Origin of the sequence: Caballeronia cordobensis (assembly GCF_001544575.2) — a bacterium.
GTDB classification, from domain to species: Bacteria; Pseudomonadota; Gammaproteobacteria; order Burkholderiales; family Burkholderiaceae; genus Caballeronia; species Caballeronia cordobensis.
Genome location: NZ_FCNY02000004.1, coordinates 329,209 through 343,296, shown reverse-complemented (window position 1 = coordinate 343,296; position 14,088 = coordinate 329,209). Strand labels below are relative to the sequence as shown.

Sequence of the window (14,088 nt, the reverse complement as noted above, 5' to 3'; positions counted from 1 at the left end):
ACAAGGCAGAGAAGCACAACGGCGAAGTCCGGTCGCCGATAAACAGCATCCCAAGCAGCGCCGAAGCGGCACACCCTCCCAAGCAGGCTCTTCCGCTCCCAAGCCCGCTTCACTCAACCCGAAATCACCAAAGAAGGCACCAGCACAAACCCTTCCATCAATCTCCGCGCGCTGCGGCTCATAACCGCCTTGGTAACCCTCCACACCCCATCCCTCAACTCCGCTTCCGCGCCAACCCGAAGACTCCCCGACGGATGCCCAAAGCACACCGATCCCTTCGATTCCGGCACGAGCCGATTCACCACGGTGCCCGGAATGACCGCCGCGACGGCGATCGCCACCGCGCCGGTGCCGGTCATCGCGTGGTGGAGCTTGCCCATCGAGAAGATGCGCGCATTGATGTCGAGCGTGCTTGCGTCGATTGCCTTCCCGCTCGACGCCACATAACTCGCGGGCTTGGACACGAACGCCAGTTTCGGCGTGTGCGGCCGCAAGCGCGTCGCATCTTCGGCGGTCGCGGCGAGCCCCATGCGCACGGACGCATGCGAGCGGATCGCCTCGGCTTTCTGAAGCAAGGCGCTGTCGCCGTTCACGTCGCGCTGTAGTTCGCTGCCGTGCAATCCGAGCGATGCCGCGTCGATGAAAATCGCCGGATTGCCCGCGTTGATCATCGTCATTTCGATGGGACCGACGCCGGGTACGTCGAGCACGTCGATGGCGTTGCCGGTCGGGAACATCGCGCCGCCGGCATCGTCGCCATCGCCGCCCGGATCGAGAAACTCGATCCTGATTTCCGCAGCCGGGAACGTCACGCCGTCGAGCTCGAAATCGCCTTCTTCGACGACTTCGCCGCTTTTCATCGGCACATGCGCGATGATCTTCGCGCCGATATTCGCCTGCCAGATGCGCACGATGGCGATGCCGTCGCGCGGCGCATCGACGAGCCCTTGCGCGATGGCGAACGGTCCAACAGCCGCCGTCAGATTGCCGCAGTTGCCGGACCAGTCGACCACGGGCTTGTCGATGGCGACCTGCCCGAAGCGATAGTCCACATCGCAATCCTCACGCGACGAAGGCCCGACGATCACCACCTTGCTCGTGCTCGACGTCGCGCCGCCCATGCCGTCGATCTGCTGGCCGTACGGATCGGGACTGCCAATCACGCGCATCAGAATGCGATCGCGCACGGCGGAATCGGCGGGCAGCCAGTCATCGCGAAAGAACACGCCTTTGCTGGTGCCGCCGCGCATATAGACGGCCTGAATTTTCGATTGACTCACACGACTCTCCGATGATGTCCCGATTCACTACGACGTTTTGCCGAGCGCCGTCCACAAGACGACTGTCGCCTTGCGAAACGCGGCGAGGTCGGGCGCGTTCCTTCCCGAGCGCCGCAGAAATACGATCAGCCCCTGCCAATGCGAATAAATCAGCGCGCCCCTGATGCGGCATTCGTCCGCAGCCAGATGCGGATTGATTTGCGCGACGAGTCCGCTGAATAGCGTCTGATATTTCGCGCTCACTTCTTCCATCACTTCGCGCACCGAAGGGTGATGTTCGGCCAGGCACCAGCATTCGAGCGCGAACGGACTGATGAGATTGCCTGGCTGAGTCAGCGTGTTGAAAGTCTCATCGAGCACGGCGTGAAGGCGCGATTCAGGTGTCAGACGGGCATCGTCTCCCAGTTCATGAAAGCGGCGCAGATAGCGTTGCGCCAGTTCCTCGATGGTCGCCTTGAGAAGTGAATCGCGGGTTCCGAAATAGTGCTGAAGCGTGGCGAGCCTGATATTCGCCGCCGCCGCGACGCCTCGCTGCGTGAATCCGCCGTTTCCCTCGGCCGCGAACACGCTGATTGCCGCCTCGAGAATTTCCGGCACGCGCGTTTCGCGTCGCCCGCGTAGCGATGCCTTTTTCTCCGTGGTCGCCACGTCGGAAAGTGCGATCGTCAGATTTTTCATGGCTCGGTCTCGTAACGTCGCCCGCTGTCTTACCGTGCACGCGACCTAGATAATTTAGTCATATGACCAATTCAATCGAATCTTATACCGTGTCGGCTCCATACGTGAAGGTTCTAATGGTAAACGCCTAAAAGAAATGCCCTTGTTTATTGGTCAACTGACCACTAGTATTTGGTCATGGGACCAATAAACAGCCGGTCCGGGAGTCGCGAAATGAACGATAGGTCGATGACGTTACGTGAGCTGGTCGAGAAATGGCTGGCGCCCTACCTTGCGGCTCCTGCGCGCGTTGCGCGGCTCGCGCGTGACGAAGCCGGTTCGCATCGCTGCGTGCGCGTGGAGGTCAGTCGCGCGTCGCGCAATCTGTCGATGCTTTTCTTTCGCCATGACGATGGCTCCTGGCAGGTCTATCCCCCGCAAAAGGCGCGTCCCTTCATCAACGCGTGGGGCGCTGCGGCGGCCCTTTGACCGTCGCTAGATTTTTCGTCTCAATGGATCGGAAAAACGTATTGGTCGCCTCATGCGTCGGCGCATAAGCTACCGGCAGACAAACGTATCCGGACAGACCGACCAGCGCGGCGCGCGCCAAGCGTCGTGCATGACCTTCAGCGAGCCAATCTGAACGCAGGGACCACGAACGTTGTTTCGTGGCCCCGGGGCTTCGTCGTCTTCGCGATCCGCGCGAAACCGGCAAGACCTCGTCTCGCGCCGCGCTGTCGAGCCCGTCCGACGTTTGCACCATGCCGCCACGAAGAAGCGGTAAAGACAGTCGATAGTGCCCGATCACTCTCATTGGTGAGGAGACGATGCAAATCAATCCAGTCGCGCAAGGCGCCGAACGGTCCGACAGACACGCCGCCATCGAGCGGAAGATCTTCCTGAAGGTGACGCTGCGGATCATTCCGATCCTCATACTGTGTTTCTTCATCAACTATATCGATCGCGCCAATCTCGGCGTGCTGTTCTCGCCTATCTCCAAGGAACTCCATCTCACGGCATCCGCGTTCGGTTTCGCGGCAGGCGTCTTCTTTCTCGGTTACCTCGTGTTCGAAGTGCCCTCGAACATGGCCATCGTGCGTTTCGGCGCACGACGCTGGATCGCGCGGATCATGATCAGTTGGGGCATCGTGACATGCCTTCTCGCGGCAACGCACAGTGTTCCCATGCTCTACACGCTGCGCTTCTTGTTGGGCGTCGCGGAGGCGGGCTTCTTTCCCGGCGTGCTGTTCTATCTGACGTTCTGGTATCCGCGGCATCTGCTCGGTCAGGCCTATCTGACGCTCGAACTAAGCGTGCCGATATCGCTCGCGCTCGGCTCGGTCGTCACGGCCGCGCTGTTGTTGATGGACGGCGTAGCAGGCATCGCGGGATGGCGCTGGGCCTTTGCGCTCGAAGGCATTCCGGCCGTTCTGATGGGTATCCTCGTGCTGTTCATTCTTCCCGATGGCCCGAGGGAGGCGCGGTGGCTCACAGACGAAGAGCGCGACTATCTGCTTGCCAAGACCACATCGGGTCATGGACATTCGAAGGCGGATCTGAGCGAGCTCAAGGCCGTCGTGTGCGATTCGCTGACCTGGCTCTATATCGGTCTCGAGTTCTGCATCATCATCGGCTTCTGGGCGGTCACGTACTTTCTGCCGAAGATCGTGCAGGAACGCTTTCACGTCGATGCCGTCGCAGCGGGCCTGATCTCTTCGATTCCATGGCTCGCGGCGGTCTTCGGCATCGCGCTCGTCGCATGGACGTCGCGCAAGACCGGCGACCGGAAATGGCATCTGCTGATCGTCCTGCTGCTATCCGCGATCGGCCTGTGCATCACGGCGCGCGTCGAATCGCCCGTCATCGGCCTGATTGGTCTGTGCATCAGCGCAGCGGGCGTGCAGGCTGCCGTGCCGCTCTTCTGGACCATCCCCGCGATGTCGTTCAGCGGCGCGCGGGCGGCGATCGCGATTGCCTTCATCAACTCGGTCGCGAGCACCGCGGGACTTGTCGGGCCGTGGATTCTCGGCATATCGCATGATCTGACGGGAACGAGCCGCACAGGACTCTACGTGATGTCCGGCTTCTTCCTTGTATCGGCGTTTCTCGCCTTTCATGTCAGCCAGTCGCGCTCGAAGGCGGATGCCGGCCGCAGCACGCTCGACGTGCCGGCGACGGGCAATGTCGGCCTGGAATGAAGGCTCGAATCGAGGAGAACTACGCGTGCAAAACGATGCAGACGTGATGGCTCACGAGCCCGCATTCCCCTTCGGCCGTCCGGACGCGCCGCTCAGTCCGCCAGCCGAATATGCGTGCCTGCGCGCGAATCAGCCGCTCAGCAAGGTCCGGCTGTGGGATGGCTCCACGGCCTGGATCGCCACGCGCTGGGAGGACGTGCGCGCCATCCTCGGCAGTCCGTTCTTCAGCGTCGATCCGTTTCGGCCGGGCTATCCGTCCGTTTCGCCCGCACGGGCCGTGCAGGCGCGCTCGCGTCAGGCGTTCATCAACATGGACGACCCGGATCATGCGCGTTTTCGGCGGATGCTCACGAAAGACTTCATGCAGAAGCGCATGAGCGACTTGCGCCCGATGGTCCGGCAGTTCGTCGATGAACTCATCGACAGGATGATCGAGCACGGACCGCCGCTCGACTTCGTCGAGCACTTTTCGCAGCCGCTGCCGTCGATGGTCATTTCCGCGCTGCTCGGCGTGCCCTACGAGGACCACGCGCGACTCGGCGAATGGAGCACGACGCGTAACGATCACACCGCTGCGCCCGAGGTCGTGCAGGACGCCGTGCGCAAGATGGAGGCGCATCTCGGCCGCATCGTCGCGCAAAAGGAAGCCGATCCCGGCGATGGCCGCGACATGCTGAGCCGTCTCGTCATCGAACAGATTCAGCAGGGACACGTGACGCGCGAGGAAGTGGTGCGGATCGCTTCGCTGCTGTACTCGGCGGGACATGGCACGACCGGCAGCCAGATCGGTCTCGGCACCCTGTCGCTGCTGATGAACCCCGCCCAGCGCGCGGAACTCGACGCCGACCCTTCACTGCTCGCGGGCGCGGTCGAAGAGATGCTGCGCTTTCATACCATCGCGCATTTCAATTCGGCGCGCGTGGCGACGGCGGACGTGACGATCGGCGGACAGCTCATTCACGCCGGAGAAGGCGTCTATCCGCTGATCTTCGCGGCCAATCGCGATCCCGACGTGTTCCCGCAACCGGATACGTTCGACATCCATCGCAATCCGCAAGAGCATGTCGCGTTCGCCTACGGCATTCATCAGTGCCTCGGGCAACCGCTCGCGCGTCTCGAACTCCATACCGTGTTCAGCATGCTCTTCAAGCGCCTGCCGGGATTGCGGCTCGCGGTGCCGGTCGAGTCGCTCGCGTTCAACAGCACATCGCAGGTTTATCGGCTGGAAGCGTTGCCCGTCACATGGTGAACGTCCCCGCCATGCCGTCTTTCTCCGGCAAGGTCGCGTTGATCACCGGCGGCGCGTCGGGCATCGGCCGGGCGACGTCGGCGTGGTTCGCGCGTGAGGGCGCGCGTGTCGTGATCGCGGACCAGAGCCGCGAGGAGGGCGATGCGCTCGCATCACGTCTGCGTCGCGAGCACGGCGATGCCCTGTTCATCGAGACCGATGTCACTCGTCCGGACTCCATCGAAACGATGATCGCGCGCACGCTGCGCGAATACGGCCGCATCGATTGCGCCGTCAACAACGCAGGCTTGTCCGAGACGCCGATCGATCTGACCGACGCCACGCCCGAACACTGGACGCGTCTCATGTCGGTCAACCTGCGCGGCGTATTTCTGTCGATGCAGCATGAGATCCGGGCCATGCTGGGAAGCGGCGGTGCGATCGTCAACGTGTCGTCGCGCACCGGGCTGGTCGGCAAGCCCCGGCACGCGATCTACACGGCGGGCAAGCACGGTGTGCTCGGACTGACGCGTTCGGCTGCGGTCGATTACGCGCGGCACGGCATACGCATCAACGCCGTGTGTCCGGGGCTCGTGCGCACGCCGTTCGTCGAACGCAAATTCGGCGATGGTCTGCCCGCGCTGGCAGCGACGATGAATCCGCTGGGACGCATCGGCGAGCCCGAGGAGATCGCCGAATGCATCGCGTGGCTGTGTTCGGACGCGGCGAGCTTCGTCACGGGCGTCGCCTTGCCGGTGGATGGCGGCGCGGTGGCATGAGCGCACCGCGCCGGCCGTTCATCGCTCACTGCGTTGGCGCGCGCATCGACCGGCACAGCTCGCCGAGACTCGCGGTGAGCCGTTCGACGGGCAACGCATCGAGCGCCATCACCACGTCCGTCATCTCGCGCACCGCGCGCTGAAGTGCTTCCGGGCCTCCGCCTGCCGGATCGAGCCCGGCCATCACGCCGAACTTGCTGCGGATCTGCGCATCGGAAAAGCGTGTCGAGTCGGTCCACGGGTCGCCCGTCGCGTGATCGGCCGTCGCGCTGAAGACGGTGCCGCGCGCATGAATATCGACACCGCCGGGCACGCCGCGCCACTGTCCGCCCGTCATCCATTCGGCGATGTTCGACGAGGACGGCTCGGCGGTCACCGTCACGCGTTCGCGGAACGCCGCGATGCGCGGGTCGTTCATGGTTGCCGCGTCGTACCAGCGCGGACCCGGCGGAACGGCATGGGCGAGGGCGGCGAGCGCGTGCGCATGGCTGAACTCGGCGCTCAGCAGATCGCGCGGCTGCTGTTCACGGAAGATGGGCGTGAGCGCGAACGGATTCGCTCGCACCACGACCCGCGTGATGTCATCGGGCCGCAGCGCGTGCCGATCCAGCAGTTGCGCAAACGCGGTCAGCGGATGATGAATCCAGCGGCAGCAAGGCCAGGGCTTGTAGGTGGTATTCAGAATCTGCCAGTCTTGCCCGAGGCCGGCGAGCAGCGCGTGATCGTCGTGGCCGGGCGAGCCGTAGAACTTCCAGAAGGCATGCTCGCCGTCGAGTATGTCCTTGAAGCCGGTGCTGCCGAGCCGCGCAAGCAACGCGGACGATACGCCGATCTCCGCGCACCAGCCGGCATCGGCGTATTTGTACATCGGCTGCTCGACGGATTCCGCCCATTTGCGCAGCGTAGGCTGCGGCGAGTTGCTTGCGCCGATGCCGAACGCGTGATTGGCCTGCCCGCCATCGAGACGCGCGATGTTCGCCGACGCGCCGATGGCCGCCCAGGCGATGGTCGCGGCCGGTCCGCCGAGTTCGTTCCAGCCGATCACCTTGCCGTTCTCGATCTGCATCGGCGCGCCCATCCAGCTTCCGATGCGTGCGCCGACATCGAAGCCCACCGCGATCGCGCCGAGCAGATCGCGGCCGTTGCGCCCGTCGAGCTCGGCGAGCGCCAGCGCGGAAAACACCGTGGCGTTGCCGAAGTGCGTCGATGTGGGGAAGGTGTCGTCGGCGTCGAGCACGTTGGCGAGCCGCGCGTTGGCATACGCGGCCGCCGTCGCGGAGCTGCGCCGTGCCGCGCCGACGACGCTCGCATGCGGCGCGCCGCCGAGCATATCGACATAGTCGAGCGCGATTTTTCCGCTTGGCGTATCGACCGCGCCGAGCGCGCAGCCGATCGTGTCCAGCAGCAGGCGTTTCGTTTCATGCACGACGGGCGCGGGAAGATCGTCGAAGCGCGTCTCCACGGTGAAATCGGCCAATGTCTGCGTGAGCGAGGTCATGCGGCGAACTCCTGAATGGGCATTGAATGAGCGCGCGTCATAGCGCGTCCTGCAGTTGCGGCAGCGCTTCGAAGAGATCGCCGACGAGGCCGTAGTCCGCTACCTGGAAGATCGGCGCATCGGCATCCTTGTTGATCGCGACGATCACCTTCGAGTCCTTCATGCCTGCGAGATGCTGGATCGCGCCCGAGATGCCGACGGCGACATACAGTTGCGGCGCGACGATCTTGCCGGTCTGTCCGACCTGCAGATCGTTCGGCGCGAAGCCGGCATCGACGGCGGCGCGCGACGCGCCCACCGCGGCGCCGAGCCTGTCGGCGAGCGGGTAGAGCAGCTCGAACTGCTCCGCGCTTCGCATGCCGCGTCCGCCGCTTACGACAATTTGCGCCGCGCCGAGGTCCGGGCGGTCGGAGCGCGCCATCTTTTCGCCGACGAACACGGACGTGCCGCTTTCCGCCGCGCTCGCGACGGGCACCATGCCGGCGCATCCGCCGTCCGCATCGACAGGCGCGAACGCGGTCGCGCGCACGGTTGCGCACTTGATCGCCGCGCCCGAGCGCACTGTCGCGATCGCGTTGCCCGCATAAATGGGGCGCTTGAACGTGTCGGCGGAAAGGACCGCGATGACGTCGGATACGGGGTCCGTGTCGAGCAGCGCGGCAATGCGCGGCAGCACGTTCTTGCCGTGCGAACTCGCAGCGCACAGGATGTGGCTAAAGTCCGCCGCCAGCGACACGACGAGCGACGCGAGATTTTCGGGCAACGGGTGCGCATACTCGGCGTGATCGGCGACCAGCACCGTCTTCACGTGCGCAATGCAACGGGCTTGCGCCGCCACGTCCTGCACATGCTGCCCGGCCACGAGCAGCGCGATATCGCCGCCGATCGCCCGGGCCGCCGTGACGGTGTTCAACGTGGCCGCGCCGAGCGCGCCGTTCGAATGTTCCGCGATGACGAGAATGGCCATCAGATCACCTTTGCTTCGTTCTTGAGCTTGTCGACGAGTTGCGTGACGGACGTCACCTTCACGCCGCCCTTGCGCTCGGCGGGCGGTTCGACACGCAGTGTTTCGAGGGAAGTCTCGACGGCGACGCCCAACGCGCTTGCCGCGAGCGATTCGAGCGGCTTCTTCTTCGCCTTCATGATGCTGGGCAGCGTCGTGTAGCGCGGCTCGTTCAGACGCAAATCGGCCGTGACGACGGCGGGCAGCCGCAGCGATACGGTCTGCAGGCCGCCGTCCACTTCGCGGGTTACGGTCACCCGTTGCGCCGCGACATCGACGTCGGCGCCGGAAGCGAACGTGCCTTGCGGCCAGTTCAACAGCGCGGCGAGCATCTGGCCGGTCTGGTTGTTGTCGCTGTCGATCGCCTGCTTGCCGAGCAGGACGAGTTGCGGCGCTTCCCGTTCGACGACGGCCTTCAACAGCTTGGCGACCGCGAGCGCGCCGGGCGTCTGCGCCGTCTCGACCAGAATCGCGCGGTCCGCGCCAATCGCGAGCGCCGTGCGCAACTGCTCCTGCGCGGCAGCGGCCCCCACCGACACCGCGACGATTTCCGTCGCGATGCCTTTTTCCTTCAGACGCACGGCCTCCTCGACGGCGATTTCGCAGAACGGATTGATCGACATCTTCACGTTGTCGAGTTCCACGCCGCTGTGATCCGATTTGACGCGCACCTTCACGTTGTGATCGACGACGCGTTTGACCGTAACCAGTACCTTCATGCTGACGACCTCATTGCCTGACTCCTGTTTGAAAAATCGCCGCTAGTGCGTGAGTTGCGGGCTATTGACTTCCACGTAGCCTTCGTCGCGCGTTTCGGCGTTGAAGCGTTCGAGTTCGGCATGCGCGGCCGCTTCGCCCTGCAACAGCGAACGGCTCGCGAACAGCAGCGCACCGATCGACACGGGCAGCACGCCGATGGCGAGAAGGATCGCGAGCCGCAGATCGCCGGATGCATCGCTGACGATGCCGACGAAGTACGGCCCGAGCCCCAGACCGAAGATGTTCGGCCCGAGCGAAAACGCGGCGAACGCCGTGCCGCGCAGACGCGGAATGACGAGATCCTGCGTGGTGGCCTGAAGCGGCCCGAACCACATCGGCACGAAGAACGTCGCGACCGCATACGCGCAATAGAACACCGTGACGTCTTGCGTGAGGTATTGCACGACGCTTGCCGCGCTGAACGCCGTCGCGGTCACGCAGACGAAATAGAGACGGCCGAATGCGTGCTTGCGCTTGGCCCAGTCGCACAGGTAGCCGCTCACGCTGATGCCCGCGCCGCCCGCAATGATCGCGATGATGCCCAGATGCAGACCGGCGCTCGCGGTCAGGCCGAGCGTGCGGCTCGCGTAGACGAAGACGAAAGCGTTGACGGCGTTCATCGCAAACGCGAGGAATGCGCCCGCGACGGTGACGGCGGCGAAGGTCCGCGATCCCGTGATGAGACGGTGCGCGTAGGCATCGCCGAGCCGCGTCGCCTGATACCAGTTGGAGCACACGTAGAACGCGACCGCGATGGCGATCCACTGCACGAGGTTGCTCGTGATGTCGACGCCGCCGACCGTCGCGATCACGGCCTTGCGGCCCGCCGAGAGCACCTGGTTCGTGCCCCACGTGGCCACGATCACGAGCGCGACGGACACGAGCAGATAGACGAAGTTGCGTGCGTACTCGCGGCGCGGCGCGCCGAGCGCCTGCAGCCGCAGCCAGCTCCACGGCGGCACCATCGAGCCGAGATCGCGCAGCGCGCTCGCGAACGGATGCGGGTCCTTTTTCGCGGGCACGGTGTCGAGCCGGCCGCGCACCGGCTCGCGCACCGTGAGGATCACGATCAGCGCGAACAGCATGCCCGGCACGCCGACGCCGATGAACGACGCCTGCCAGCCCGTCAGTCCGAGCGGCGCGTTGCCGTTCGCGAAGGTGCGTTCCCATGCCGACACGATCGAGCCGCCGATCGCAAGCGATGCACCCGCGCCGACATACACGCCGACGGAATAGAGCGCGAGCACCGTGCCGCGCCGCGCGCGCTCGAAGTAGTCGCCGAGCAGCGAGACGGCGGCGGGCGTCGCGCTCGCCTCGCCGATGCCCACGCCGATGCGCGCCGTGCCCAGTTGCACGAAGTTGCGCGACAAGCCGGAGAGCGCGGTCATCAGCGACCAGAACGACAGCCCGAGCGCGAGCGTGCGCACGCGGCTCCATCCATCGGCGAGACGCGCGAGCGGAATGCCGAACACGCAGTAGAACAGCGCGAAGGACGTGCCGTAGAGCAGGCCGAGCTGCGCGTCGGACACGCCCAGATCCTTCTTCAGATACGGCGCGAGGATGGTCACGATTTGCCGGTCGACGTAACTGAAGGCGTAGATCAGCGTCAGGATGAACAGCACATACCAGCGATACCAGGGACGTTCATGGGTGGTCATGGTGAACCTTCGGAAGGCGGCGCCGCGAAAACCGAACAAATGCGGCGCGGAAGCGAATCGATGGCCGTGCGAGAGGACTCGCCGGTCTGATGGAAGGGCGGCTGCGCGGCGAAATCAACCGCTGCGGATCGTGGGCATGGCGTCGTGTCTCCTGATCTTGTCTTTTGTCGGCTGCCGGGGCGTATCGGCCCGTCGGCTGTTTCACAGGATAGCCATGCCTGTCGGCCTGAAACCAATACGTTTTTCCGATCCATTGAGAGGAAGAAACTTGCGTGCGTATCAGAGGGAAATCCTCTGAATTCCTCTGCAAACAGTATTGGTCGAGGCGCGGGGGTGCTTGCTAGAGTGGCTTCACATCGAGGTGCCGCCGTCGCAAGGCCGGGCGGTGCGACGTAGGTTCTAACGACACGTGGAGCATGATGGAGCATTCAGCTATGGCGCAAATCGAAGCGAGCGGGCACGCCCCGGTCGTCATTATCGGAGCGGGGCCGGTCGGCCTTTCCCTTGCGGGCGATCTCGGCTGGCGAGGCATACCCTGCGTGCTCGTCGAGCGCGGCGACGGCATGGTATTCCAGCCCAAGATGGACATGGTCGGCATTCGAACGATGGAGTTCTGCCGCCGCTGGGGCATCGTCGACGATGTCGAAAACGCGGGTTACAACCGCGACTATCCGCAGGATTACGCCTGGGTCTCGCAACTGGCCGGCGGCTACGAATTCGGCCGTGAGCGCTTTCCGAGCGTGCGCGATGAAGCGCGCCCCGAGCAGAGCCCGCAAAAGCGCGAACGCTGCCCGCAGAATTTTTTCGACCCCGTGCTGACGCGCTTCGCGAAAAAGACAGGCAAGGTGCAGATCCGCTACAGCACCGAGTACGTGTCGCATGAAGAGCGTGACGACGGGGTTTCGGTTACCGTGCGCGATCTCGCATCGGGCAGGGAAGAGACGATCGAGTGCCAGTATCTCGTCGGTTGCGATGGCGGCGCGAGCCGCGTGAAGGAGACGCTCGGCATCCGCATGACGGGCACGCCCGCGCTGACCTATACGACCAACGCGATCATCGAGTGCAAGGGACTCGAAGCGCTGCACGACAAGAAGCCGGGCTATCGCTATATCTTCATCGGGCCGGAAGGGACATGGAGCACGGTGGTTGCGATCAACGGCCGCGACTGGTGGCGCTTTTCCATCGTCGGCGACGGCGAGATGCGCACGCTCTCCGAAGACGATGTGGCCGCGGCGTTCAAGCGCGCGGTGGGCCGCGACGATGTCGAGTTCAGGATCATCTCCGTGATGCCGTGGATTCGCCGCCAGCTCGTCGCCGACGACTACGGCACAGCGCGCGTGAAGATCGCGGGCGACGCCGCGCATCTGACTTCGCCGACGGGCGGCTTCGGCATGAACATGGGCATTCAGGACGCCGTCGATCTCGGCTGGAAACTGCAGGCGATGGTCGAGGGCTGGGGCGGCGCGCATCTGCTCGACACGTACGAGTTCGAGCGCCGGCCCGTGGCGATCCGCAACGTGAACGAGGCGACCAGCAATCTCAAGCTGATGCTCACGCCGCGCAAGAACCTGAGCGCCGCCGTGTTCGAGCCGGGCGAAGCGGGCGACGAAGCGCGCCGCGTGTTCGGCGACGCCTACACCGCGATGATGAAGCGCGAGTGGTACACGATCGGCATCCATCTGGGCTTCCGCTACGAAGGGTCGTCGATCGTGGTTCCCGATGGCACACCCGAGCCCGAGGACACGGTCAGCACCTATGTGCAGACTTCGCGTCCCGGCCATCGCGCGCCGCATGTGTGGCTCGCGCCGGGCCGCTCCACGCTCGATCTGTTCGGCCGGGACTTCGTGCTGCTGCGCTTCGACGCATCGCTCGACGTGGACCCGCTGCGCGACGCGGCGCAACGCGCGGGCGTGCCCTTCGCGGTCGTCGATATCGGCAATGACGCGGCACGCGCCGCGTACGAGCGCGCACTCGTGCTCGTGCGTCCGGATGGCCACGTGGCATGGCGCGCCGACGCGGCGCCCGAAGAGTCGCAGGCATTGATCGACGTGATTCGCGGCGTGTATCCCGTCAGGCCGGAAGCGGTCGTGACCGAAGAGGTGGCCACGCGATGAAACTCGTCACATTCGATCGAGGCCGTATCGGGATGGTGGATGGCGAGCGCGTCATCGATATCACCGATCTCGCGGGCGCGCAGCCGGGCGCATGGCCGCCCGTCGGCATGGTGCGTCTGATCGCGGACTGGCAGGCGCGCGGTCCCGCGCTGCGCGATGCGCTGATACGGCTCGACAGCAGGCCGCTCGCCGACGTGCGCCTCGAAGCGCCCGTGCAATGGCCGAACAAGATCGTCGCGTTTCCGGCGAACTATCACGCGCATATCGACGAGATGAAGCACGGCGCAGGCAGCGGCGTGATTTCGACGTACAAGGCGAGCGGTCAGGGCTTCTTCCTGAAGGCGAATTCGAGCCTGAGCGGACCGGCGGACGACATCGTTCTGCCGCCGCTCGCGGGCCGCGAGATTCATCACGAATGCGAGCTCGGCATGGTGATCGGCAAGCGAGGGCGCGGCGTGACGCGGGCCGATGCGCGCGACTACGTGTTCGGCTTCACGTGCCTGCTCGACATGGTCGTGCGCGGCAAGGAAGAGCGCGTGATGCGCAAGTCCTTCGATACGTTCTGCCCGACCGGGCCGTGGATCACGACCGCCGATGAAATCGCCGATTTCGACAACATCGAGATGCGTCTCTTCGTGAACGGCGAGGAGCGTCAGTCGGCATCGACGCGCAATCTGATCGTCGATATTCCCGAGATGATCGCGATGTCCTCGGCTGTGATGACGCTCGAACCGGGCGACATCATCGCGAGCGGCACGCCGGCGGGCGTCGGTCCCGTCGAGGACGGCGACGTGCTGGAGATCGTGATCGACGGCGTCGGCGCGATGACGCTCCAGGTGCGTCAGGGCGAACTCGGCGCGCACGCCGTGTGGGACGAGGCGAAAGCCGGTCTCGCGGTGTAACGCGTGCCGCTT

At 64.7% G+C, this 14,088-nt stretch carries 12 protein-coding genes; 6 read left to right on the top strand and 6 right to left on the bottom strand.

All coding sequences use genetic code 11. The features are described from left to right. Positions 1–113: 113 nt before the first annotated feature. Entirely contained in the window at positions 114–1,280 is a 1,167-nt protein-coding gene (prpF, locus tag AWB70_RS10215; protein ID WP_053571826.1) for a 2-methylaconitate cis-trans isomerase PrpF, read from the bottom strand. A gap of 27 nt (positions 1,281–1,307) precedes the next feature. Then, on the bottom strand, positions 1,308–1,958 hold the full coding sequence (locus tag AWB70_RS10210; protein WP_014253016.1) for a TetR/AcrR family transcriptional regulator: 651 nt from the start codon (positions 1,956–1,958) through the stop codon (positions 1,308–1,310). A 213-nt stretch (positions 1,959–2,171) separates the two neighbouring features. Between AWB70_RS10210 and AWB70_RS10205 the strand changes: the two genes are divergently transcribed. The 4 genes from AWB70_RS10205 (at position 2,172) to AWB70_RS10190 (ending at position 6,142) form a co-directional block, all read left to right on the top strand. Further along, positions 2,172–2,426 carry a hypothetical protein gene (locus AWB70_RS10205; RefSeq protein ID WP_014253017.1) on the top strand — a complete coding sequence of 85 codons (255 nt, stop codon included), beginning with the start codon at positions 2,172–2,174 and terminating at the stop codon, positions 2,424–2,426. 338 nt (positions 2,427–2,764) lie between these two features. Continuing rightward, a complete protein-coding gene (locus tag AWB70_RS10200; protein WP_053571827.1) occupies positions 2,765–4,135 on the top strand; it encodes an MFS transporter in 1,371 nt (456 codons plus the stop codon). A gap of 46 nt (positions 4,136–4,181) precedes the next feature. Then, positions 4,182–5,384, top strand: coding sequence for a cytochrome P450 (locus tag AWB70_RS10195; RefSeq protein ID WP_053572135.1), 1,203 nt, complete (start codon positions 4,182–4,184; stop codon positions 5,382–5,384). A gap of 11 nt (positions 5,385–5,395) precedes the next feature. Next, positions 5,396–6,142 carry a glucose 1-dehydrogenase gene (locus tag AWB70_RS10190; protein WP_053572136.1) on the top strand — a complete coding sequence of 249 codons (747 nt, stop codon included), beginning with the start codon at positions 5,396–5,398 and terminating at the stop codon, positions 6,140–6,142. Positions 6,143–6,167: 25 nt separating this feature from the next. Here the strand turns inward: AWB70_RS10190 and AWB70_RS10185 are convergent, their stop codons facing one another. The 4 genes from AWB70_RS10185 to AWB70_RS10170 are packed head-to-tail and all read right to left on the bottom strand — an operon-like array spanning position 6,168 to position 11,060. Then, positions 6,168–7,640, bottom strand: a complete 1,473-nt coding sequence (locus tag AWB70_RS10185; protein ID WP_053571828.1) for an MmgE/PrpD family protein — start codon at positions 7,638–7,640, stop codon at positions 6,168–6,170. 37 nt (positions 7,641–7,677) lie between these two features. Continuing rightward, complete coding sequence (locus tag AWB70_RS10180; RefSeq protein WP_053571829.1) at positions 7,678–8,607, bottom strand: electron transfer flavoprotein subunit alpha/FixB family protein; 930 nt, start codon at positions 8,605–8,607, stop codon at positions 7,678–7,680. Next, positions 8,607–9,362, bottom strand: a complete 756-nt coding sequence (locus AWB70_RS10175; protein ID WP_053571830.1) for an electron transfer flavoprotein subunit beta/FixA family protein — start codon at positions 9,360–9,362, stop codon at positions 8,607–8,609. Before AWB70_RS10175 ends, AWB70_RS10180 begins: the two co-directional genes overlap by 1 nt. Before the next feature lie 42 nt (positions 9,363–9,404). Then, positions 9,405–11,060, bottom strand: a complete 1,656-nt coding sequence (locus AWB70_RS10170) for an MFS transporter (RefSeq protein ID WP_053571831.1) — start codon at positions 11,058–11,060, stop codon at positions 9,405–9,407. Between the two features lie 434 nt (positions 11,061–11,494). On the opposite strand from AWB70_RS10170, the gene AWB70_RS10165 reads away from it, so the two are divergent. Together AWB70_RS10165 and AWB70_RS10160 are read left to right on the top strand one after the other, a co-directional pair. Beyond that, a complete protein-coding gene (locus tag AWB70_RS10165; RefSeq protein ID WP_053571832.1) occupies positions 11,495–13,174 on the top strand; it encodes an FAD-dependent oxidoreductase in 1,680 nt (559 codons plus the stop codon). Further along, entirely contained in the window at positions 13,171–14,076 is a 906-nt protein-coding gene (locus AWB70_RS10160) for a fumarylacetoacetate hydrolase family protein (RefSeq protein WP_053571833.1), read from the top strand. The genes AWB70_RS10165 and AWB70_RS10160 overlap by 4 nt, the downstream gene beginning before the upstream one ends. The last annotated feature ends 12 nt before the right edge of the window (positions 14,077–14,088 follow it).